At 69.9% G+C, this 18,295-nt stretch carries 21 protein-coding genes; 12 read left to right on the top strand and 9 right to left on the bottom strand.

Annotated elements, in window-relative coordinates; all coding sequences use genetic code 11:
- Nucleotides 1-8: 8 nt before the first annotated feature.
- From OG844_RS04310 to OG844_RS04295, 4 genes are all read left to right on the top strand, one after another.
- Nucleotides 9-410, top strand: coding sequence for a hypothetical protein (locus OG844_RS04310; RefSeq protein ID WP_384610511.1), 402 nt, complete (start codon nucleotides 9-11; stop codon nucleotides 408-410).
- A gap of 162 nt (nucleotides 411-572) precedes the next feature.
- A complete protein-coding gene (locus OG844_RS04305; RefSeq protein ID WP_406388190.1) occupies nucleotides 573-1,676 on the top strand; it encodes an NADH:flavin oxidoreductase/NADH oxidase in 1,104 nt (367 codons plus the stop codon).
- A 55-nt stretch (nucleotides 1,677-1,731) separates the two neighbouring features.
- Nucleotides 1,732-2,523, top strand: a complete 792-nt coding sequence (locus OG844_RS04300) for a class I SAM-dependent methyltransferase (protein ID WP_406388189.1) — start codon at nucleotides 1,732-1,734, stop codon at nucleotides 2,521-2,523.
- 50 nt (nucleotides 2,524-2,573) lie between these two features.
- Nucleotides 2,574-2,921 carry a transcriptional regulator gene (locus OG844_RS04295; protein WP_406388188.1) on the top strand — a complete coding sequence of 116 codons (348 nt, stop codon included), beginning with the start codon at nucleotides 2,574-2,576 and terminating at the stop codon, nucleotides 2,919-2,921.
- Between the two features lie 31 nt (nucleotides 2,922-2,952).
- Here the strand turns inward: OG844_RS04295 and OG844_RS04290 are convergent, their stop codons facing one another.
- On the bottom strand, nucleotides 2,953-4,335 hold the full coding sequence (locus OG844_RS04290) for an FAD-dependent oxidoreductase (RefSeq protein WP_406388187.1): 1,383 nt from the start codon (nucleotides 4,333-4,335) through the stop codon (nucleotides 2,953-2,955).
- Between the two features lie 88 nt (nucleotides 4,336-4,423).
- On the bottom strand, nucleotides 4,424-5,110 hold the full coding sequence (locus tag OG844_RS04285) for a DUF305 domain-containing protein (RefSeq protein ID WP_406388185.1): 687 nt from the start codon (nucleotides 5,108-5,110) through the stop codon (nucleotides 4,424-4,426).
- A 157-nt stretch (nucleotides 5,111-5,267) separates the two neighbouring features.
- Between OG844_RS04285 and OG844_RS04280 the strand changes: the two genes are divergently transcribed.
- On the top strand, nucleotides 5,268-6,758 hold the full coding sequence (locus OG844_RS04280) for an LVIVD repeat-containing protein (RefSeq protein WP_406388184.1): 1,491 nt from the start codon (nucleotides 5,268-5,270) through the stop codon (nucleotides 6,756-6,758).
- A 227-nt stretch (nucleotides 6,759-6,985) separates the two neighbouring features.
- Here OG844_RS04280 and OG844_RS04275 read toward each other — a convergent pair whose 3' ends face one another.
- From OG844_RS04275 to OG844_RS04255, 5 genes are all read right to left on the bottom strand, one after another.
- Nucleotides 6,986-7,165: a hypothetical protein gene (locus tag OG844_RS04275; RefSeq protein ID WP_383175449.1), complete on the bottom strand. Its 180-nt coding sequence runs from the start codon at nucleotides 7,163-7,165 to the stop codon at nucleotides 6,986-6,988.
- A gap of 79 nt (nucleotides 7,166-7,244) precedes the next feature.
- Nucleotides 7,245-7,970, bottom strand: coding sequence for an HAD family hydrolase (locus tag OG844_RS04270; RefSeq protein ID WP_406388182.1), 726 nt, complete (start codon nucleotides 7,968-7,970; stop codon nucleotides 7,245-7,247).
- A 20-nt stretch (nucleotides 7,971-7,990) separates the two neighbouring features.
- The gene (locus tag OG844_RS04265) at nucleotides 7,991-8,683 is read right to left on the bottom strand and encodes a phosphatase PAP2 family protein (RefSeq protein WP_406388181.1); all 693 of its coding nucleotides are present in this window, start codon (nucleotides 8,681-8,683) and stop codon (nucleotides 7,991-7,993) included.
- A 35-nt stretch (nucleotides 8,684-8,718) separates the two neighbouring features.
- Complete coding sequence (locus tag OG844_RS04260; RefSeq protein ID WP_406388180.1) at nucleotides 8,719-9,654, bottom strand: M56 family metallopeptidase; 936 nt, start codon at nucleotides 9,652-9,654, stop codon at nucleotides 8,719-8,721.
- Between the two features lie 87 nt (nucleotides 9,655-9,741).
- The gene (locus OG844_RS04255; RefSeq protein WP_406388179.1) at nucleotides 9,742-10,341 is read right to left on the bottom strand and encodes a DUF5134 domain-containing protein; all 600 of its coding nucleotides are present in this window, start codon (nucleotides 10,339-10,341) and stop codon (nucleotides 9,742-9,744) included.
- A 176-nt stretch (nucleotides 10,342-10,517) separates the two neighbouring features.
- Here OG844_RS04255 and OG844_RS04250 point away from each other — a divergent pair, with 176 nt between their 5' ends.
- Nucleotides 10,518-11,066, top strand: a complete 549-nt coding sequence (locus OG844_RS04250) for a GNAT family N-acetyltransferase (RefSeq protein WP_406388177.1) — start codon at nucleotides 10,518-10,520, stop codon at nucleotides 11,064-11,066.
- A gap of 14 nt (nucleotides 11,067-11,080) precedes the next feature.
- Here OG844_RS04250 and OG844_RS04245 read toward each other — a convergent pair whose 3' ends face one another.
- Nucleotides 11,081-11,731, bottom strand: coding sequence for a glycerophosphodiester phosphodiesterase (locus OG844_RS04245; protein ID WP_406395995.1), 651 nt, complete (start codon nucleotides 11,729-11,731; stop codon nucleotides 11,081-11,083).
- 278 nt (nucleotides 11,732-12,009) lie between these two features.
- Between OG844_RS04245 and OG844_RS04240 the strand changes: the two genes are divergently transcribed.
- The 4 genes from OG844_RS04240 (at nucleotide 12,010) to OG844_RS04225 (ending at nucleotide 16,121) form a co-directional block, all read left to right on the top strand.
- Complete coding sequence (locus OG844_RS04240) at nucleotides 12,010-13,407, top strand: DUF6421 family protein (protein ID WP_406388176.1); 1,398 nt, start codon at nucleotides 12,010-12,012, stop codon at nucleotides 13,405-13,407.
- A 26-nt stretch (nucleotides 13,408-13,433) separates the two neighbouring features.
- A complete protein-coding gene (locus tag OG844_RS04235) occupies nucleotides 13,434-14,201 on the top strand; it encodes an SDR family NAD(P)-dependent oxidoreductase (RefSeq protein WP_406388175.1) in 768 nt (255 codons plus the stop codon).
- Nucleotides 14,180-15,259 (top strand): threonine aldolase family protein, encoded by a 1,080-nt coding sequence (locus tag OG844_RS04230; protein WP_406388174.1) that lies wholly within the window; start codon nucleotides 14,180-14,182, stop codon nucleotides 15,257-15,259. Before OG844_RS04235 ends, OG844_RS04230 begins: the two co-directional genes overlap by 22 nt.
- Nucleotides 15,260-15,428: 169 nt before the next feature.
- The gene (locus OG844_RS04225; RefSeq protein ID WP_406388173.1) at nucleotides 15,429-16,121 is read left to right on the top strand and encodes a B3/4 domain-containing protein; all 693 of its coding nucleotides are present in this window, start codon (nucleotides 15,429-15,431) and stop codon (nucleotides 16,119-16,121) included.
- Between the two features lie 22 nt (nucleotides 16,122-16,143).
- Here OG844_RS04225 and OG844_RS04220 read toward each other — a convergent pair whose 3' ends face one another.
- Nucleotides 16,144-16,866, bottom strand: a complete 723-nt coding sequence (locus tag OG844_RS04220) for a lysophospholipid acyltransferase family protein (protein WP_406388172.1) — start codon at nucleotides 16,864-16,866, stop codon at nucleotides 16,144-16,146.
- Nucleotides 16,867-17,086: 220 nt separating this feature from the next.
- On the opposite strand from OG844_RS04220, the gene OG844_RS04215 reads away from it, so the two are divergent.
- Nucleotides 17,087-17,413, top strand: coding sequence for a TlpA family protein disulfide reductase (locus OG844_RS04215; protein ID WP_406388171.1), 327 nt, complete (start codon nucleotides 17,087-17,089; stop codon nucleotides 17,411-17,413).
- Nucleotides 17,414-17,608: 195 nt separating this feature from the next.
- Complete coding sequence (locus OG844_RS04210) at nucleotides 17,609-18,115, top strand: flavin reductase family protein (RefSeq protein ID WP_406388170.1); 507 nt, start codon at nucleotides 17,609-17,611, stop codon at nucleotides 18,113-18,115.
- The last annotated feature ends 180 nt before the right edge of the window (nucleotides 18,116-18,295 follow it).

Genomic DNA, 18,295 nt, shown 5'->3' with positions numbered 1-18,295 from the left:
CGACAGGCATGAGCATCGAGATCGAGGACACCGAGGGACGCGGTGCGGCGCTGGAGGTGACCCCCGGCCCGGCCGAGGGCGCCCCCAGGGTCGGGATCCTGATCGAGGGCCCGTCGGCCGGCGCCTCCTGGTCCTGTTCCCCGGCCGCGGCCAGGGAACTGGCCGCGGCGCTCGTCGGGGCGGCCGAGGAGGCGGAGAACGCGCGTCTGTCGGATCCGGTGACCGTCAAGGCCCGCGAACTGCTCCGCGGCGACGTACGCGACGGCGACCGGGCCATGACGGTGGAGGGCGTCAGGGTCGACGGGGCGAACGTCCAGGTGACGTGGACGTCGGGCGGCGGACGCAGTTGGAGCCAGATGTACGCGGCCGAGGCCGACATCAGGCTCAGGCGGCGGCGGCCGGGGAGGTGAAGGGCGGACCCGGGCCGGTTGTACGAGAGGCTTCGTAATTCGACGTTTCCCGTAGTACGGTAGATCTCGTAGTACGGTGAATCTCGTATAAGGCGTGCTCGGCATGTCCGCCCGCCTGTCCTGCCCGTCGCATCGTCGCATCCAGAGGAAGCGGAGTCTCCCGTGAGCGCACTCTTCGAGCCCTACACCCTGCGGTCGCTGTCCATTCCCAACCGCATCTGGATGGCCCCGATGTGCCAGTACAGCGCGGAGACGTCGGGGCCGGACACGGGCGCGGCGAACGACTGGCACTTCGCCCACTACGCCTCCCGCGCGACGGGCGGCACGGGTCTGATCCTGGTGGAGGCCACGGCCGTCAGCCCGGAGGGCCGGATCAGCCCCGCCGACCTCGGCATCTGGAACGACCGGCAGGCGGACGCACTCCGCCGCATCACCGACTTCCTCACGCGCCACGGAACCGTTCCCGGCGTCCAGCTCGCCCATGCCGGCCGCAAGGCGTCGACGGACCGCCCCTGGCTGGGCGGCGGTCCGGTCGAGGCGACCCCGGACAGTGAGGGCTGGCAGCCGGTCGCCCCGAGCCCGGTCGCGTACGACGAGGGCCACCCGGTGCCCGCCGAGCTGACGGTCGAGGGCATCCAACAGGTCGTCGCCCGGTTCGCGGATGCCGCCCGCCGGGCGCTCGCGGCCGGCTTCCGTGTCGTCGAGGTCCACGGCGCCCACGGATATCTGATCGGTGAGTTCCTCTCCCCGCACGCCAACCACCGGACCGACGCCTACGGCGGCTCCTTCGAGAACCGCATCCGCTTCGCCCTGGAGGTCGTGGACGCGGTCCGGGCCGTGTGGCCCGAGGAACTCCCGGTGTTCTTCCGGATCTCCGCCACCGACTGGCTGACCGAGAACGCGGACGACGAGCGGGAGGGCTGGACGGCGGACGACACCGTCCGCTTCGCACGCGAGCTGCGGGCGCACGGCGTCGACCTGCTGGACGTCTCCACCGGCGGGCTCGCGCCGCGCGCGCAGATCCCCGTCGGGCCGGGCTACCAGGTGCCGTTCGCCGAGCGGGTCCGCACCGAGGCGGGCCTTCCGGTGGCCGCCGTCGGTCTGATCACCGACCCCGTACAGGCCGAGAAGATCCTCTCGGATGAGCGCGCCGACGCCGTTCTGCTCGGACGGGAACTGCTGCGCGACCCCTACTTCGCCCGCAACGCCTCGCGCGCACTCGGCGGAGATGTTCCGACACCCGAGCAGTACCAGCGGGCTGTCTGACACGAGGCTGCGCCCGGGGCGGGGGCCCGGGCTTTTCTCGGTACGCTGATCCGCGATGTTCACTCCACAGGGCCCGACCCTCCGCGAACTGGCCGTTCAGGCGCTCTCGTCCACGATGCGCGGGTACGACCTGCTCGCCCCCAAGTTCGACCGGACGCCCTACCGGACCCCGGACCGGGTGCTCGACGCCGTCACCCGGGCGGTGCGCCCCCTCGGCCCCTTCGACAGGGGGCTCGACGTCTGCTGCGGCACCGGAGCGGGTGTGGGCGTACTGGGCGAGCTGTGCCGGGAGCGGGTCACCGGAGTCGACTTCAGCGCCGGAATGCTCGCCGTGGCGCAAGTGGCGCAAGTGGCGCAAGTGGCGCAAGTGGCGCAAGTGGCGCAGGCGGCACAAGCCGCACGGGCGGCACAGGCAGGGGGCGACGGCGGTCCGCGGGTGGACTGGGTACGCGCCGACGCGCTGGCGCTGCCCTTCGCGCCGGTCTTCGATCTGGCCATCAGCCTCGGGGCGTTCGGTCACTTCCTGCCGAAGGAGCGCCCCGAGCTGTTCGGGCAGGTGTACGCATCGCTGCGGCCGGGTGGCCGGTTCGTCTTCCCGGTCGGTGCGCCGCCCCCGGTGGGTTCGCGTGCCTACTGGTCGCTGCTCGGCTTCGACGCGGCCATGCGCGTGCGCAACGTGCTGTGGCGTCCGCCGTTCGTCATGTACTACCGCACGTTCCGGCTTCCGGATGTGACGGAGGATCTCGTGCGCACCGGATTCTCCGTGCGGCTGCTTCCCCTCACGGACCTCGGCCAGGGCCCGGACGGCAGTCCCCGCGCCCGTCTGGTGGTCGCCACCCGCCGGTAAAACTACGACAGGTCTCGTACAATGGACAGCCCGGACGAAGTGGAGCCACAGTGACATCGAATGCCGCCCGTGCGCTCGCACACCCCTCGCGGGACGAGATCCGCCTGGAGGACGTGCTCCATGCGCTCTCCGACCCGATACGACTGCGGATCGTGCGCCAACTGGCAGGCGCCGCAGATGAACTGGCCTGCTCCCGCTTCGGGCTTCCGGTCACCAAGTCCACCAGCACGCATCACTTCCGGGTGCTGCGCGAAAGCGGTGTGATCCGGCAGATCTACCGTGGCACCGCCAAGCTGAGCGGCCTGCGGACGGAGGACCTGGACGCCCTTTTTCCGGGCCTGCTCGACAGTGTCCTCGGTGCGGCGGACCGGCAGGCGAAACGTCTCGGGGAGGACTGACCCCACGGCGGGCCGCTCAAGGGCTGTCCCGTCACCCGGTGCCGTCGCCCCGTGCCGCGTCGAGCAGTCCGGGCCAGTCGGGGATCTTCACCCGTCCACGTCCGAGCGAACGGCCCAGTGCGGCCTCCGCCCGCTCGATCGACAGCCAGCCGTTCCACTCCACCGGCCGCAGCCCCCAGTCCCTCAGGGCGCCCAGCGGGTCGGCGGGCACTGCCCTTTCCGCCAGCAGCGGCGCGTCGTCGATCAGCGAGGCGACCGTCTCCTTGGCGCAGGACCTGTTCGAACCGATCACTCCCGTCGGGCCTCGCTTGATCCACCCGGCGACGTACTCCCCGGGCGACGCGACCCCGTCCCGCAGCACCCGGCCGGCCAGATGCGGCACCGTGCTCCGCGCCGGGTCGAACGGCAGACCGGGCAGCGGAGTCCCCCGGTAGCCCACGGCCCGCAGCACGAGTTGGGCCTCGATGTCCTCGTAGCCACCGGTGTCCCGCACTCCACCGGCACCGTTCGGAGCCGTCCGCGCGAACCTCACACCCGCCACCCGTCCGCCCCTCTCCAGCAGCTCGACCGGGCGCAGGAAGAAGCGGAGCCGGATGCGGCGCTCAGGGTCACCCCCCAGGGGCGGCGGATCGGCCGACCACCCGCGCAGCACCTCCAGATTCCGCCGCACCACGGCGGGCAGCGGCGGCGTCCCGGGCGCGCCCGCCGGGGACGCGTAAGCAGGGTCGAGGGCCAGCTCCGCACCGTCCACGACCATCCGTGCGCGCGGCAGCGCACCGAGCTCGCGCAGTTCCTTCGTGGTGAACCTCGCCTGTGAGGGGCCGCGCCTGCCCGCGATGTGGACCTCCCGGACCCGGCTCGCCGCGAGTGCGTCCAGGGCTGCCGGGGGCACATCGGTGGAACGCAGCTCCGCCGCGCCGCGGGCCAGGATCCGGGCCACGTCGACCGCGACGTTGCCGACGCCGATCACCACGGCCGAGCGCGCCCCGAGCGTGAAGCCGTCGGCGGCCGTGTCCGGGTGCGCGCTGTACCAGGAGACGAACTCCGTCGCGGAGAAGCTCCCCGGCAGATCCTCGCCGGGAACGGCGAGCGGGCGATCGGCCGCCGCACCGACGCAGTAGACCACCGCGTGGTACAGCTCCTTGAGCCGGGCGGGTGACAGCCCGCCCTCGCCGCCCACCTCGACATGCCCGACGAAGGTGATCCGGTCGTCCTCCAGAACCGCCCGGAGGCTGTTCTGGAGCGACTTGATCTTCTCGTGGTCGGGGGCGACACCGTAGCGGACCAGACCGTACGGGGTGGGCAGCCGGTCCAGTACATGGACCCGCACATCCGGCACCCGCGACTGCTGCAGCAGGGCCTGGGCGGTGTAGACACCGCTGGGGCCCGAACCGACGACGGCGACACGAAGCACGGCGCACCTCTTCCCGCAGGATGCCTCCAGCATCGCACCGCGGCGCGAAACGGGGGAGAGGCACGCGGGGTCCGGTTCGCCCGGGCCGTCAGGTCATCAGCTTGCGCATCCGGTCGATCTCCACGGTCTGCTGGGCGACGACATCGGTGGCCATCTCCTCGACGGTGACGTTGTTGCCGTCGGCGAGTGCCTCCGTCGCCATCGTGATCGCGCCCTGGTGGTGAGTGATCATCAGGTCGAGGAACAGTGCGTCGAAGGCCTTGCCCCGTGCCGCGCGCAGCTTCTTCAGCTGGCCCTCGGTCGCCATGCCGGGCATGGCGGAGTGGTCGTGGGACTCTGTGCGCTTGTCTCCGCCGTTGTTTTTCAGCCAGCCTTCCATCGCGCCGATCTCCGGCTTCTGACCTGCCGATATGCGTTCGGAGAGCCGTTCGACAGATGTGGAGGCGCTCCGTCCGGAGACCAGTGCGGTGAGGACCAGGGCCTGCTTGTGGTGCTCGATCATCAGCTCGGCGTAGCGGAAGTCCGCGGAGTTGGGGGTGTCGTCCCCGGCGGCCTTCACCGCCTCCTCGGCGGAGAGCGTCCTTGCGGGCTCGCCCGGTTTTCCGGGCGCCACCACCGAAGGCCCCTTGCCCGTCGCGGATTTCGTCTCCTTGTCGCCGCTTCCGGAATCGCAGGCCCCCAGGGCGAGTACGGCCACCGCGAGCGTCGCCGCGAGAGCGGTTGCGCGTGCGCGCGGGATCTGACAGCGAATCAACACGGCGACCTCCTGTGCCACATGGGTGTGTTGCAGACCGTCCTAACACCTTCCGCAGGGCAAAGATCAAAAACTTTTATTACGTCTCTGTTGCCATCTGTTGGTGTGTACATGCGAGGGACGATACTGCCGGGGTCGATGCACCGTTCAACCATGAACGGCCACAAGGGAGGACGCAGTGACCTCGTTGCACACCACCAGAGTGCGGCGCAGACGTCTGGGTGTGGCGGCAGCCGCGGCCGGACTGATCGCCACGCTGTTCACGGCCGGGCCCGCGGCCGCGACACCCGACCCCGGTGACAAGGCTGCCACCAGCAGCGGTGTCTCCGTGAGCCAGCAGGCCGAAGCCAGGGCCGCCATCAAGAGCGGCGAGATACCCGGCGTGGACGAGATCGTCCACAGCGACAACATCACTCACGTCGCCAACGTTCCGAAGGACGCGCTGAAGGGCACGAACTCGGACCTGGTCTTCCAGGGCAAGTACGCCTTCTCCGGAAACTACGACGGCTTCCGGATCTTCGACATCAGCAACCCGAAGAGCCCGAGGACCGTCGCACAGGTCCTGTGCCCCGGTTCGCAGAACGACATCTCGGTCTCCGGGGACCTGCTCTTCCTGTCGACCGACTCCTCACGCAGCGACAACTCGTGCGCCAGCACCACCCAGCCCGCCACGGAGAAGTCCTCCTGGGAGGGCATGAAGGTCTTCGACATCAGCGACAAGCGCAACCCGCAGTACGTCGCCGCAGTCGAGACCGCGTGTGGTTCGCACACCCACACGATCGTTCCCGAGCGCAAGAACGTCTACGTGTACGTCTCCTCGTACTCGCCCAACGCGACGTTCCCGGACTGCCAGCCGCCGCACGACGGGATCTCCGTCATCAAGGTGCCGCGCAACGCTCCCGAGGAGTCCCGGATCGTCAACTTCCCGATCCTCTTCCCGGACGGCGGGAACCCGGGCGCTCCGGACAACCCGGGTGTCTCCAAGACCACCGGCTGCCACGACATCACCGTGCTCCCGTCGAAGGACCTGGCGGCCGGCGCGTGCATGGGGGACGGTCTGCTGTTCTCCATCGAGGACCCCGAGAACCCGAAGATCATCGACCGGGTCCAGGACAACGTGAACTTCGCGTTCTGGCACTCCGCGACCTTCAACCAGGGTGCCGACAAGGTCGTCTTCACCGATGAGCTCGGCGGAGGCGGCGCGGCCACCTGCAACGACGAGGTCGGTCCGAACCGCGGCGCCGACGGCATCTACGACATCATCGGCAGGGGCGACCACCGCAAGCTGGTCTTCCGCAGCTACTTCAAGATCGACCGCCCGCAGGCCGAGACCGAGGTCTGTGTCGCCCACAACGGGTCGATCATCCCGGTCAAGGGCCGCGACCTGATGGTCCAGGCGTGGTACCAGGGTGGCGTCTCCGTATGGGACTTCACCAACTCCGCGAAGCCGAAGGAGATCGCCTTCTTCGAGCGCGGTCCCATCACGACCGCGGCCGTCACCACGGCCGGTCCCTGGTCGGCCTACTACTACAACGGCTATATCTACTCCAACGACATCGCCAAGGGCTTCGACGTGCTGAGGCTCGACGACTGGCGGACGGACCCGGCGAAGCGGGTGCGGATGCACGAGCTCAACGTGCAGACGCAGCCGGACTACTTCGACCGCTGACCCGGCCGCATCTCCGCACGAAACGCCGTGCCCCGCCGGGTGGATCGCACCTGGCGGGGCACGCTTAATTCATTGACCGACGAGCCACGCGGGGACATGCTGTACCCCTGGATCCGGCGACGCGGGGGATCGCCGGAATCAGAGGACCCAGCAACACCGGCGGGAGCCGGACGGTACCGGCGGGGCAACGGCGGTACCAGCCGGGGCCCGTGCCACACCGGAGGCTCTCAGGCCGCAGGCCTCACGCTCGTACCCGCCGCCGCGGCCCACTCCACCAGCAGGCTCTGGTACTCCGTCTCGTCGTCCGGGGACAGCAGTCCGCCCGAGCGCTGCCACAGGTCACGGATCTCTTCGTTGACCACTGAGGCGGAACGCACGGAACCGGACGTGTTCGGATACGGGGACATGCGTCCAGGCTAAGGCCCCTGTCCGACAATCAGCCCCATCGGCGGACAGGACATCCCTCACACCGTCTCCAAGAAGTCTTCACGAAGCGTGCGGATCCGGGCGCCCGTCCGCGAGCGCCACCAGCCCGAGCGCACGGAGCCCGTCCGGCCGCTCCCGTACGGGCAGGTGATCCACGAAACGCACGTCACAGCCCAGTGCGGCCGCGCCCCCGTCCGCGTGCCGGTCGTCGCCGACCATGACCACGTCCGACGGATCGCGCCCCAGCAGCGTGCAGGCGGTCCGGAACAGGCGGGGATCCGGCTTCTGGATGCCGTGCTCGAAGGACAGGACGTACGCGTCGACCAGGCCGTCCAGGCCGTGTGTCCGGAAGACGGGCCGCAGATCCCAGCCGATGTTGCTGACCACAGCGACCGCGATCCCGTTGTGCCGCAGCCCACGGAGCACCTCCATGGCATCGGGGTACGGGCGCCATGCCTCGGGCGTCATATGGCGGTCGTACAACGCGTCGCACAGGCCGGGATCCGGCAGCTCGGCCCGGTGGGCCAGCCCGGTGTACGCCTGCCTGTGCAGCTCCGCGCTCCTGTCCCGATCGGCCCAGGCCGCCGTGAGGTGCGACGGAACCCGCTGCGGATGAGGGCCGCCCGGCAGGGCCCCGGCAGCTGTCAGCCGCTGTACGAACCGTCGGAAGTCGGCCCGTCCCATGGTCGCGCCCCGTGCGTCGAGGACGGCACGCAGCCACGAGTCGACCGACTCGATACGGAAGAGGGTCCCGGAGAAGTCGAAGAGCACACCTTTGACGGCCATGGTCCCTGATCCTCGCCGTTTCACGGGCGTCGCGACAAGGCCGCGTCCCGTCCGCCGCGCCGCCGGAGTGCCGTGTAACCGGCTGTCGAGAACGCGACCACGGCGGCGCCCAGCAGCAGGCCGCCCACGACATCGGTCATCCAGTGCACCCCCAGGTAGAGGCGTGTGACGGCCACGCCCACCACGGAGACCCCCGCCACCGTCAGTGCCGTACGCCACAGCCTCGGCCCCGCGCCGTAGAGGCGCAGCAGCCACAGCAGCAGTCCGCAGCTCACCACCGCCGTCATCGCGTGGCCCGACGGAAAGGCCGCGTAGTTCGCCGAATCCACCGGGTCGGGCCACCGGGGGCGCTCGCGGCCCAGGGCGGCCTTCAGCCCTTGCTGAGACGCCGTGGCGAGCGCACTGGTCGCGGCCACCCACACCGCGAGCAACCGCGCCCCGCGCCACCACAGGGCGATCACGGCGACGGCGATCAGGGCGCGCATCGTCCAGGGGTCCCATACCCAGTCCGTCAGCACCCGGTTGACCTGGACGAGCCCGGACTCGGTCACCGCTCTGCGGTGCAGAGCCTCGGCGACCGTGCGGTCCAGCGACATCAGGGGTGACCAGCGCACCGCGACCAGGATCAGCAGCACAGCGGCCAGGGCCGCGCAGATGACTCCGGTCGTCGGAAAGCCGGCTTCGGTGTGCGGGGGCCGGGAAGGGGAGTGCATGGGGACGATCCTCGCGGACGTGGGGCGAAACCCACTCATCCCAGTGCGCTGAGTCCCGGAACGAAGGCCACCAACAGCGGTACGACCGGCACCAGGGCGGCCGCCGCGGTCAGCCGCAGCCGACGGCCCGCGGTCAGCCGCTCCACCGGGGCGAGCAACCGGTTCACCCGGAGCGGCACTTGCGCGTCCGGGGTCGGGCACGGGCCGAACACTCCGCGGTCCTCGTTGAGTTCGACCAGGGCGAGGGCGATCGTGAGGCGCCCGAAGCGCCGGGACGCCACATCGTCCGCCGCCAGTTCGACCAGTCGGTGCATCTCGTCACGGAACGCCGCGAACACCGGCACCTGCGGGAACCCGGTCGCCAGCGCGGTCGAGCAGTGCAGGAGCCAGTCGTGGCGGGCCTGCGCGTGACCCTGCTCATGAGCCAGTACGGCATCGAGCTGACGGCCTTTCAGCCGCCCGAGAGCCGCTGTGGTGATGACCAGTCGAGGCGCCGCACCGGGCAGCCACCAGGCATCCGGACGCTCGCCCTCCAGCACCACCAGAGGGCCGCTGCCGGGCTCCTCGCCGGGCATCAGTGGGGAACGGACCAGCAGTTCGCTCCGGCGCCGCCTGCGCCGCTGCTGCGCCCGGTGGATCTCCCGTACGAGCATGGCCACGGTCCAGAGACCGCCCAGCGCGAGCAGCACCGCGATGACGGCCGACCAGGGCCCGTAGGCGGCCAGCGCGTAGGCCTCCACCACCGCGCGGGGGGCGGGCGCGAAGACCTGTCCCCGTACCGCCTGCCAGGCGGCGGCCGCACTGAGCATCATGGAGAGCCCGAAGGACAGCAGAACCCCGGCGACCACGCACTGCCAGACCCACAGGGCCACGACCGGCTCGCGCTCCGGCCACTGTGCCCGGGCCATCAGGCGCGGAGTCACAACGGCGGTCAGTGCACCGAGGACCAGCAGCACGAGGGAGACCAGCATGGGCGTCACCCTATGAGGGCCGCGGTACTCGCGGGTATGGCCGTGCACGCCAAGTGACGCACGACACGGCACAACGGGCCCGCTGTCTCACAGAGTGAGCAGCATCGCGAGCATGCCTATCCCCAGGGTCAGCCTGCAGGCCAGTGCCAGCTCGGGGCGCGACCCCCGGCCGGGGCCCGCCGCACGGCCAGGACTGCCCGGGCCGGCGGCTGCGGTCACCGGGATCAACCGTCCCGCGGAGCGCAGCACGTACAGCGCGTAGTACGCCAGCAGCGCTCCGGTCAGCAGGGGTATGCCTCCGGCCGACGCCGCGGATCCGGCGGCTCCGTGATCCATGTGCCCGCCGCTCACGCCCCGGCCCGCGTTGCGCGCCATCGCCACCGCCATGTAGACCATGGCCAGCGAACCGACCAGATGGTGCAGATGGTGGGCGCGGTACCGGGCGGCCACGAGCACGCGCAGAGCCGCCCCGCCGAACAGCACCGCGTACACCGCCCAGGTCCAGCCGGGCAGGGTGAACACGGCCGCGGGCACGGCCATCGCGGCCATGCCGAAACCCATCAGTCCTTCCGCGCGCGCCGTCCTGCGCTCCTCCTCCGTTCCGCTGCGCGTACGCACCAGGCTGTACGCCCCCGTGGCTCCGCACAGCACCATCAACAGCCAGCCGGCCGGCGCCGGTCCGTGCACGGTGCACCTCCCCCTACGGTGATCGCCGATGTCATCTACTCGGTGCCCAGCGCCGGATCGCCCTACCGGGGCGCATTGGGGTACTGGGGGAGCGCACCAGGGCCCGAAGGGGGCGGCCGGCGGCCGGGTTAGTCTCGGACCGCACCGTCGGCAGCAGACAAACGGAGAACGCCACCATGGACATCGCACCGTCCCCTGACCGGGCACAGCTGACCTTCCGCGACGCGACCGAAGCCGATGTGCCGGTTCTCGTGCAGCTCGTCCAGTCCGCCTACCGCGGCGACTCGAGCCGGGCCGGATGGACCACGGAGGCGGACATCCTCCAAGGGCAGCGGACGGACGCGGACGGGGTGCGCGAGGTGGTCACGGCTCCCTCGGGGCGGCTCCTGGTGGCCGAGCGGGACGGAGAGCCGGTCGCCTGCTGCCAGCTCGAGCACCGGGGCAAGGCTGCCTACTTCGGCATGTTCGCGGTGAAGCCCGGGCTCCAGGGCGCCGGCCTCGGCAAGGTCATCATCGCCGAGGCGGAGCGCATGGTCCGCGAGAGCTGGGGTGTGACCGAGATGCACATGACGGTGATCTCGGTCCGCGAGGAGCTGATTGCCTGGTACGAGCGCCGGGGCTACCGCCGTACGGGAGAGCTGACCCCCTTCCCGTACGGCGACGAGCGCTTCGGCATCCCGCAGCGCGACGACCTCGCGTTCGAGCTGCTCGTCAAGGAGCTGTAGACCCGTCCCGGGGCTCAGGCGGTGAAGCGGCCCGCCCGGCGGATCTCCGGATAGTCGGTCGTCGCTCCGTCCAGGCCGAGTCCGCGCACCAGACGCAGATGGTCCTGGGTGTTCACCACCCAGCCGATCACCTTCAGACCCGCCGCGTGCGCCTGCTCCACGACCTCCAGCGTGGTGCGGCGGATGTTCAGGGCAAGCGTGGCAGCGCCCACCGCCCGGGCGCGTTCGACCACGTCCCCGCCCCAGTGGCTCGCGATGAGCACGGTCCGCACCCCCGGTACCAGCTGCGCGATCTCGGCGACCGCCCCGTCATGGAACGACGACACCTCGACCCGGCCGGCGAGATCGCGCCGCAGCATCACCTCGGCGAGCGCCCGCGCCGCGGCCAGGTCCTTGATCTCCGCCTGCAGGGGTGAGCCGACCGCGTCGAGCACCTCCTCGAAGACGGGCACCCGCTCACCCTGTCCGGCATCGAGCTCGCGGAGCTCTGCCAGCGTCTTCTCGGCGATCTGCCCCCTGCCGTCCGTCGTGCGGTCCACCGCGGCGTCGTGCATGACGGCGAGTGCGCCGTCCTTGCTCAGATGGAGATCCAGTTCGATGGCGTCCATGCCGGCCTGCTCCGCGTGCACGAAGGAGCGCAGCGTGTTCTCCGGCTCGACACCCATGACTCCGCGGTGACCGATGGTGAGAAAAGTCAAGGCAATCCCGCTTCCGTCCGTCGTCGGCCCCCGCGTGCTGCTCATACCCCAGGGAACCAGGTCTCGCGCGCAGGAAGGCTAACGTCCTGCCCGTGCGGCGGAAGAAGTTGTCCAGCGGATGTGTGGCAGGAAAAATAGCGGTGATGATGGAGGATCGCAGGATAATTTTCTGGATCCGACTTGTTCGAAGTGGCCGACGGTGGTTACCGTTGCTCCACGCGAGGTTCTTCTGTGAAGGAAGTGTTATGACGGAAATTCTTGAGCACGCCGCCGCCACCGGCGCGATAGCTGCTGCCCCGCGGGTAGTCGAGCACCCGGCCTGGCCCGTGCTCAAGAGTGCCGTGGAAGAGCTGCGTCCCTGGCAGTCGAAGGACGGCTCCATCGACTTCGCGGCCGTGGGAGCCCCCTCCACGGAGACGGCCACCGCCACGCTCGAGCGCGTGATCACCGCGGTCGAGGAGCTCTCCCCCCTGCTCCCGTACGACGCCGCGTACCACCGCGCCCTCGTTCAGGACCTGCGCCGCTGGGCCGCCGACGACTTCGGCGTTCCGGACTTCCTCGACTCGCTCCTCGCCTTCCAGCCCGCCAAGAACCGCGCCGACGGACTCCAGCACCTCGTCGTCTTCGCGATGTACACGCAGAACGGCAACCCGGACCGCAACCTCGAAGCGGTCGTGCTGCGCATGGTCTGGCCCGAGTGGCTCGCCGACCTCGAGGCAACCCGCTACGACAACCCGCTGTTCTGCGGCATCACCTTCGAGGACTTCACCTCGGGTTACGACACCAACTCCGCCGTGCTCTTCCCCGAGACCATCGCCGTGCGCGAGGCTCCCGAGCGGTTCAGCTGGGGAGGCATCTTCTGCGACCGCGAGGCGGCCCGCTTCCGCCGCGTCACCGAGGCCTCCGTCGCGCTCCTGGCTGTCGAGCTGCCCGACGACATCCGCGAGATGATCGGCGACCAGAAGCGCTGCGAGCAGGCATTCGTACTCTGGGACATGGTCCACGACCGCACCCACAGCCACGGCGACCTGCCGTTCGACCCCTTCATGATCAAGCAGCGCCAGCCGTTCTGGATGTACGGACTCGAGGAGCTGCGCTGCGACCTCACCGCCTTCAGGGAGGCTGTGAACCTGGAGGCCGACGGCTTCGGCCAGGGCCGCGACGTGCAGTTCGCGGTGCTGTTCGACCGGATGTTCCGCTTTCCCGTCACGGGCGAGCGCGTGCGCAACTACGACGGCCTCGGCGGCCAGCTCCTCTTCGCGTACCTCCACAAGCACGACGTGGTCCGCTGGACCGACAACACCCTGAAGATCGACTGGGACCGCGCCCCGCAGGTCACCAACCAGCTCTGCGGCGAGATCGAGAAGCTCTACCGCGACGGCATCGACCGGCCCAAGCTGGTGCACTGGTTCGCCGCGTACGACCTGGTCGCCACCTATCTCGCCCCGCACCCCGGCTCCCGCTGGGCCAAGGGTCCGGACGCCCTGGACCTGACCCAGCCGCCACGCAAGCTCGTCGACGACGTGCTTCCGGACGAGTTTCCCCTGAGCATGTTCTATGAGGCGCTTTCCAAGAAGCTGAAGCACGTGATCGCCGCCACCAAGGGGATCACGGCGACGGATGCCGAGCGGGCAGCTGCGTGAACGCGCGTTCTGAGGAGTCGGTGGCCATGAACGGAACAGACAGGAACGAGGGCAGCGGTGTGCTCGAGGGTGCGGTGATCGCGGTGGCCGGAGCGGCGGGGCCCGCCGGCCGGGCCACACTGCTGAGGCTCGCCGAGGCGGGCGCGACCGTGGTGGCGTCCGACTCCCATCCGGAACGGCTCGCCGAGGCGGTCGACGCCGCGCGGTACGCGCACGGTGGAGCGACCGTCACGGGAGACACCGTCGATCTGCTCGACGTGGGTGCCGCGCGTGAGTGGGTGGACAAGACGGAGAAGGAGTTCGGCCGGATCGACGGCCTCGTCCATCTCGTCGGGGGCTGGCGCGGCAGCGCGACCTTCGCCGAGACGTCGCTCGCCGACTGGGACTTCCTCGAGAAGCTGCTGATCCGTACGGTCCAGTCGACTTCTCTCGCGTTCCAGGACGTCCTGCAGCGCAGTGACCGCGGCCGCTACGTCCTGGTGAGCGCGGCAGGAGCCAGCAAGCCCACGGAGGGCAACGCGGCCTACGCCGCAGCCAAGGCCGCGGCAGAGGCCTGGACGCTCGCTCTGGGCGACGCCTTCCGCAAGGCGGGGGGCGACGACGGTCCGACCTCGGCTGCTGCGATCCTGGTCGTCAAGGCACTGGTGCACGACGCGATGCGCGCCGAGCGCCCGAATGCGAAGTTTGCGGGCTTCACCGATGTCAAGGAGCTGGCCGAGGCCATCGCCGGCGTCTGGGACATGCCCGCCGGAGAAGTGAACGGAAAGCGTCTGTGGCTGACCCCGCAACCGTAAGGACCGATGCGCGACGTCACCACGATCCGCATGTACGCGGTTTCGCCAGTGACAACTACGCGGGCGCGCACCCGGAGATCCTCGCCGCCCTTGCCCTCGCCAACGGCGGCCATCAGGTCGCCTACGGCGAGGACGACTACACCGGGCACCTCCAGCGGGTCATCCACAGCCACTTCGGCCCGACCGCCGAGGCCTTCCCGGTGTTCAACGGCACCGGAGCCAACGTCGTCGCGCTCCAGGCCATGACCGACCGCTGGGGCGCGGTGATCTGCGCCGAATCCGCCCACATCAACGTCGACGAGGGCGGAGCGCCGGAGCGGATGGGCGGACTGAAGCTGCTCACCGTCCCGACCCCGGACGGCAAACTGACGCCGGAGCTCATCGACCGCCAGGCCTACGGCTGGGACGACGAGCACCGGGCGATGCCACAGGTCGTGTCGATCACCCAGAACACCGAGCTCGGTACGGTCTACACACCGGCCGAGATCCGGGCCATCTGCGATCACGCCCACGAGCGGGGCATGAAGGTCCACCTCGACGGAGCCCGGATAGCCAACGCCGCCGCGTCGCTGGACGTGCCGATGCGTACGTTCACCAACGCGGTCGGCGTCGACGTCCTCTCCTTCGGGGGCACGAAGAACGGCGCTCTCTTCGGCGAGGCTGTCATCGTCCTTGACCCGGACTCCGTCCGTGCGATGAAGCACCTGCGCAAGCTGTCGATGCAGCTGGCCTCCAAGATGCGCTTCGTCTCCGTCCAGCTCGAGGCGCTGCTCGCCCGTGACCTCTGGCTGCGCAACGCCCGGCACTCCAACGCCATGGCGCAGCGCCTCGCCGAGGGGGTCCGCTCGGTGGACGGCGTGGAGATCCTCTATCCCGTCCAGGCCAACGCCGTCTTCGCCCGCCTGCCGCACGACGTGAGCGAACGGCTGCAGAAGCGCTTCCGCTTCTACTTCTGGGACGAGAAGGCCGGAGACGTCCGCTGGATGTGTGCCTTCGACACCCGGGAAGAGGACGTCGACGCCTTCGTGCTCGCGCTCAAGGACGAGATGTCGAAGTAGTCGTGGGGGATGCGGCCGACCGGAGCGCCCGGTCGGCCGCATCGCTGTGCCCGGCGGGCGCACGCGCAAGTCCAGTGGATTGGGCTGTCCAGTACACTGTGCCGTACCGCGTGCGGTGGTTCCGGAACGCCCGGACCTGTGCCCGCAACGCGTCGGAGCGAGGCGGACGATGGCCCTGACGATCACGGTTACCGACGAAGTGCGCAGCCTGGCCCCGGGCTTCACCCATGTTGCCGTCGAGGCACACGGTCTGGTCAACGGGCCCAGCAACGAGGACAGTTCGGCGCTGCTGGACGATGCGACCCGCAGGCTGGTCGAGCGGCTCGGCGGCCGGGCGCCGCACGAGGACCCGCACATCGCCGCCTGGCGCGAGACCTACACGTCATTCGGTGCCAAGCCCTCACGCACCCGCAACTCCGCCGAGGCGCTGGCCAGGCGCGCGCTCACCGAGGCCGGACTGCCCCGGATCAATCTGCTGGTCGACCTCTACAACGCCATCAGCGTCGCCCACCTGATCCCTGTCGGCGGCGAGGACCTGGACCGCATCGGCGGTGCCATGCGGATCGTGCGCGCGACGGGGCTGGAGCCGTTCCCCACCGTCGCCGGCGGCGAGGACGCCGTGGAACACCCCGAGCCCGGCGAGGTCGTCTGGCGCGACGACGAGGCCGTGACCTGCCGCCGCTGGAACTGGCGTCAGGGCGTGCGCACGCGTCTCACCGAGGAATCGGTGAACGCCCTCTTCCTGCTGGAGGGTCTTGCCCCCGTGACGCCCGGCGAGCTCGGGGTCGCAGCCACCGAACTCGCCGAGTCCCTCGAGAAATTGAGCCCCGGGGTACGGATCACCCTCCACGAACCGGCGTGACGATTCGCTGCTGACCGGCCGGTCAGCCGAGCTCGCGGACCTCGGCGGGCGTCGGAGCCGTACCGCCGAGGTGCGCCGGAACCCACCAGGTGTCGCTCGCGTCCCTGGGGCGCACCGGATAGGCGCGCTGCGCCGCTTCCAGGAGCTCCTGCACGCGCTCCCGGAGCCTACGGGTGATCGCGCCCGCGTACTGGTCGGTGGGCGCATCCAGGGGCTCGCCCACCCGGATGGTGACCGGGATGTGGCTGCGCCGGAAGTTGCGCGGGCGGCCCTTGGTCCACAGCCGCTGCGTGCCCCACAGCGCCATCGGGATCAGCGGCACGCCGGCCTCCTGGGCCAGCCGCGCGGCACCCGACTTGAAGCTCTTCAGGGTGAAGGACTGGGAGATCGTCGCCTCGGGGAACACACCGACGATCTCGCCGGACCGCAACGAGGCGAGCGCGTGCGCGTAGGCGTCCTCGCCCTGGTTGCGGTCGACGGGGATGTGCTTCATACCGCGCATCAGCGGGCCGGAGACCTTGTGCCGGAAGACCGATTCCTTCGCCATGAAGCGGACGAGCCGCTTCTGCGGGAGGGCGCCGAGTCCGGTGAAGATGAAGTCCAGATAGCTGATGTGGTTGCTGACCAGTACGGCGCCACCGGTCTTCGGGATGTGCTCCGAACCCTGGGTGTCGATCTTCAGGTCGAGCGCCTTGAACAGCGTACGAGCGGCGCCGACGACCGGCCGATAGACGAGTTCTGCCATCTGGATGAAGACCCTTCTTCAGTGCCTGGGGTGGGTTCTCCCGGCGGAAGTTACGCAGCCGTAGGTAATCGGCATTGTGGCGATCGTGCCCCATGCGCGACGCCGTGGCCAGCCCCAAAGGGCCCGGCGCGCGAGATTCTCGTCACGTGAAACCTCCGGGAATGTAATGGGGCCATAGGGTGCTGACCCTTTGCGCAGAGCTCTGAGAAGGAGGACGCGGATGGACGGGCAGACGGCTGCCGAGACCCTGGACGCTGCCCAACTCGGCGCGGAACTGGGGGATCGAGCGACCCTCGTGCAGTTCTCCAGCGCCTTCTGTCAGCCCTGCAGGGCCACTCGGCGCACGCTGGCCGAGGTCGCGGGGATGGTCGACGGCGTGGCGCACATCGAGATCGACGCCGAGGCGCATCTCACGCTCGTACGCAGACTCGGCATCGGTCGCACGCCCACCGTCCTCGTGCTCGACGCGGCGGGCAGGATCGTCCGGCGGGCCGCGGGGCAGCCGAGGACGGCCGACGTCGTCGCGGCGCTGGGGCGGGCGTTGTGACGGACCGTGATGCATCTCCCACATGGCGGGACACGCTTGACTGCACACACCACGTATCGGAAGTCTGACGGCATGCCGCCAGCACTCCTTCTCTACGGCCGGGTCCACGTCGACCTCGTACGCCATGCCAGTGCGCGCTGTCCGGGTGCCTGAGAACCCACGGCCCCCGTACATCCCCTCGCAGAAGGACATCCCATGACGGCCTCGCCCGATCTCGCCGCCCCCCGGACGGCCTCGCCCGAACTTCTCCGTTCTGTCTTCCGGCAGCATGCCGCCGGTGTCGCCGTGATCACCGCGGCCGGCAAGCGCCCGGTCGGCTTCACGGCCACCTCGCTCAACTCCGTCGCCGCCGAGCCGCCCCTCATCTCCTTCGGTGTGGGCACCGCGTCCTCCAGTTGGCCCGTGGTGGCCGAGGCCGAGCACATCGGCGTGCACATACTCGGCGAGGAACAGCGGGAGCTGGCCGCCGCGTTCGCGCGCAGCGGCGCCGACCGGTTCGGCCCGTCCACCGGCTGGCGCAGTGGGCCGGAAGGCGTGCCCCTGCTCGACGGTGTGGTCGCCTGGCTCGTGTGCCGAGTGGTGGCCCGGATTCCGGCCGGGGATCATCGCGTGGTGATCGCTCAGGCGGTGGCCGGGGATCCCTCCGGAGGTGGCCGCCCGCTGGTCTACCACCAGGGCCGATTCACCGCTCTGCGAGACTGAGGACCCGCATGCGGCACATGAGCGGACCGCGTTGGCAACGTCACAGTTCCAAGCGCTTGCTTATGGGCAGATCAATGGGTGTACTGACGAGTAATATTTCCACCGGAGCATCGGTCGCCCTGACCGGAAACCGCCCCATAAGGCGCCTATGCTGCGTGCAACAAGGCAGCCCAGAAAAGA

Source organism: Streptomyces sp. NBC_00887 (assembly GCF_045207585.1).
This window is presented reverse-complemented; position numbering and strand designations above follow the sequence as displayed.

Bases quoted from the DNA above. Each gene is read 5' to 3' on its own strand.
- OG844_RS04235 (WP_406388175.1), top strand. From the start codon at position 13,434: ATGAACGGAACAGACAGGAACGAGGGCAGCGGTGTGCTCGAGGGTGCG.
- OG844_RS04210 (WP_406388170.1), top strand. From the start codon at position 17,609: ATGACGGCCTCGCCCGATCTCGCCGCCCCCCGGACGGCCTCGCCCGAA.
- OG844_RS04260 (WP_406388180.1), bottom strand. From the start codon at position 9,654: ATGCTGGTCTCCCTCGTGCTGCTGGTCCTCGGTGCACTGACCGCCGTT.
- OG844_RS04270 (WP_406388182.1), bottom strand. From the start codon at position 7,970: ATGGCCGTCAAAGGTGTGCTCTTCGACTTCTCCGGGACCCTCTTCCGT.
- OG844_RS04245 (WP_406395995.1), bottom strand. From the start codon at position 11,731: ATGGGTGTCGAGCCGGAGAACACGCTGCGCTCCTTCGTGCACGCGGAG.
- OG844_RS04310 (WP_384610511.1), top strand. From the start codon at position 9: ATGAGCATCGAGATCGAGGACACCGAGGGACGCGGTGCGGCGCTGGAG.
- OG844_RS04215 (WP_406388171.1), top strand. From the start codon at position 17,087: ATGGACGGGCAGACGGCTGCCGAGACCCTGGACGCTGCCCAACTCGGC.
- OG844_RS04240 (WP_406388176.1), top strand. From the start codon at position 12,010: ATGACGGAAATTCTTGAGCACGCCGCCGCCACCGGCGCGATAGCTGCT.
- OG844_RS04300 (WP_406388189.1), top strand. From the start codon at position 1,732: ATGTTCACTCCACAGGGCCCGACCCTCCGCGAACTGGCCGTTCAGGCG.
- OG844_RS04275 (WP_383175449.1), bottom strand. From the start codon at position 7,165: ATGTCCCCGTATCCGAACACGTCCGGTTCCGTGCGTTCCGCCTCAGTG.
- OG844_RS04250 (WP_406388177.1), top strand. From the start codon at position 10,518: ATGGACATCGCACCGTCCCCTGACCGGGCACAGCTGACCTTCCGCGAC.
- OG844_RS04220 (WP_406388172.1), bottom strand. From the start codon at position 16,866: ATGGCAGAACTCGTCTATCGGCCGGTCGTCGGCGCCGCTCGTACGCTG.
- OG844_RS04265 (WP_406388181.1), bottom strand. From the start codon at position 8,683: ATGCACTCCCCTTCCCGGCCCCCGCACACCGAAGCCGGCTTTCCGACG.
- OG844_RS04225 (WP_406388173.1), top strand. From the start codon at position 15,429: ATGGCCCTGACGATCACGGTTACCGACGAAGTGCGCAGCCTGGCCCCG.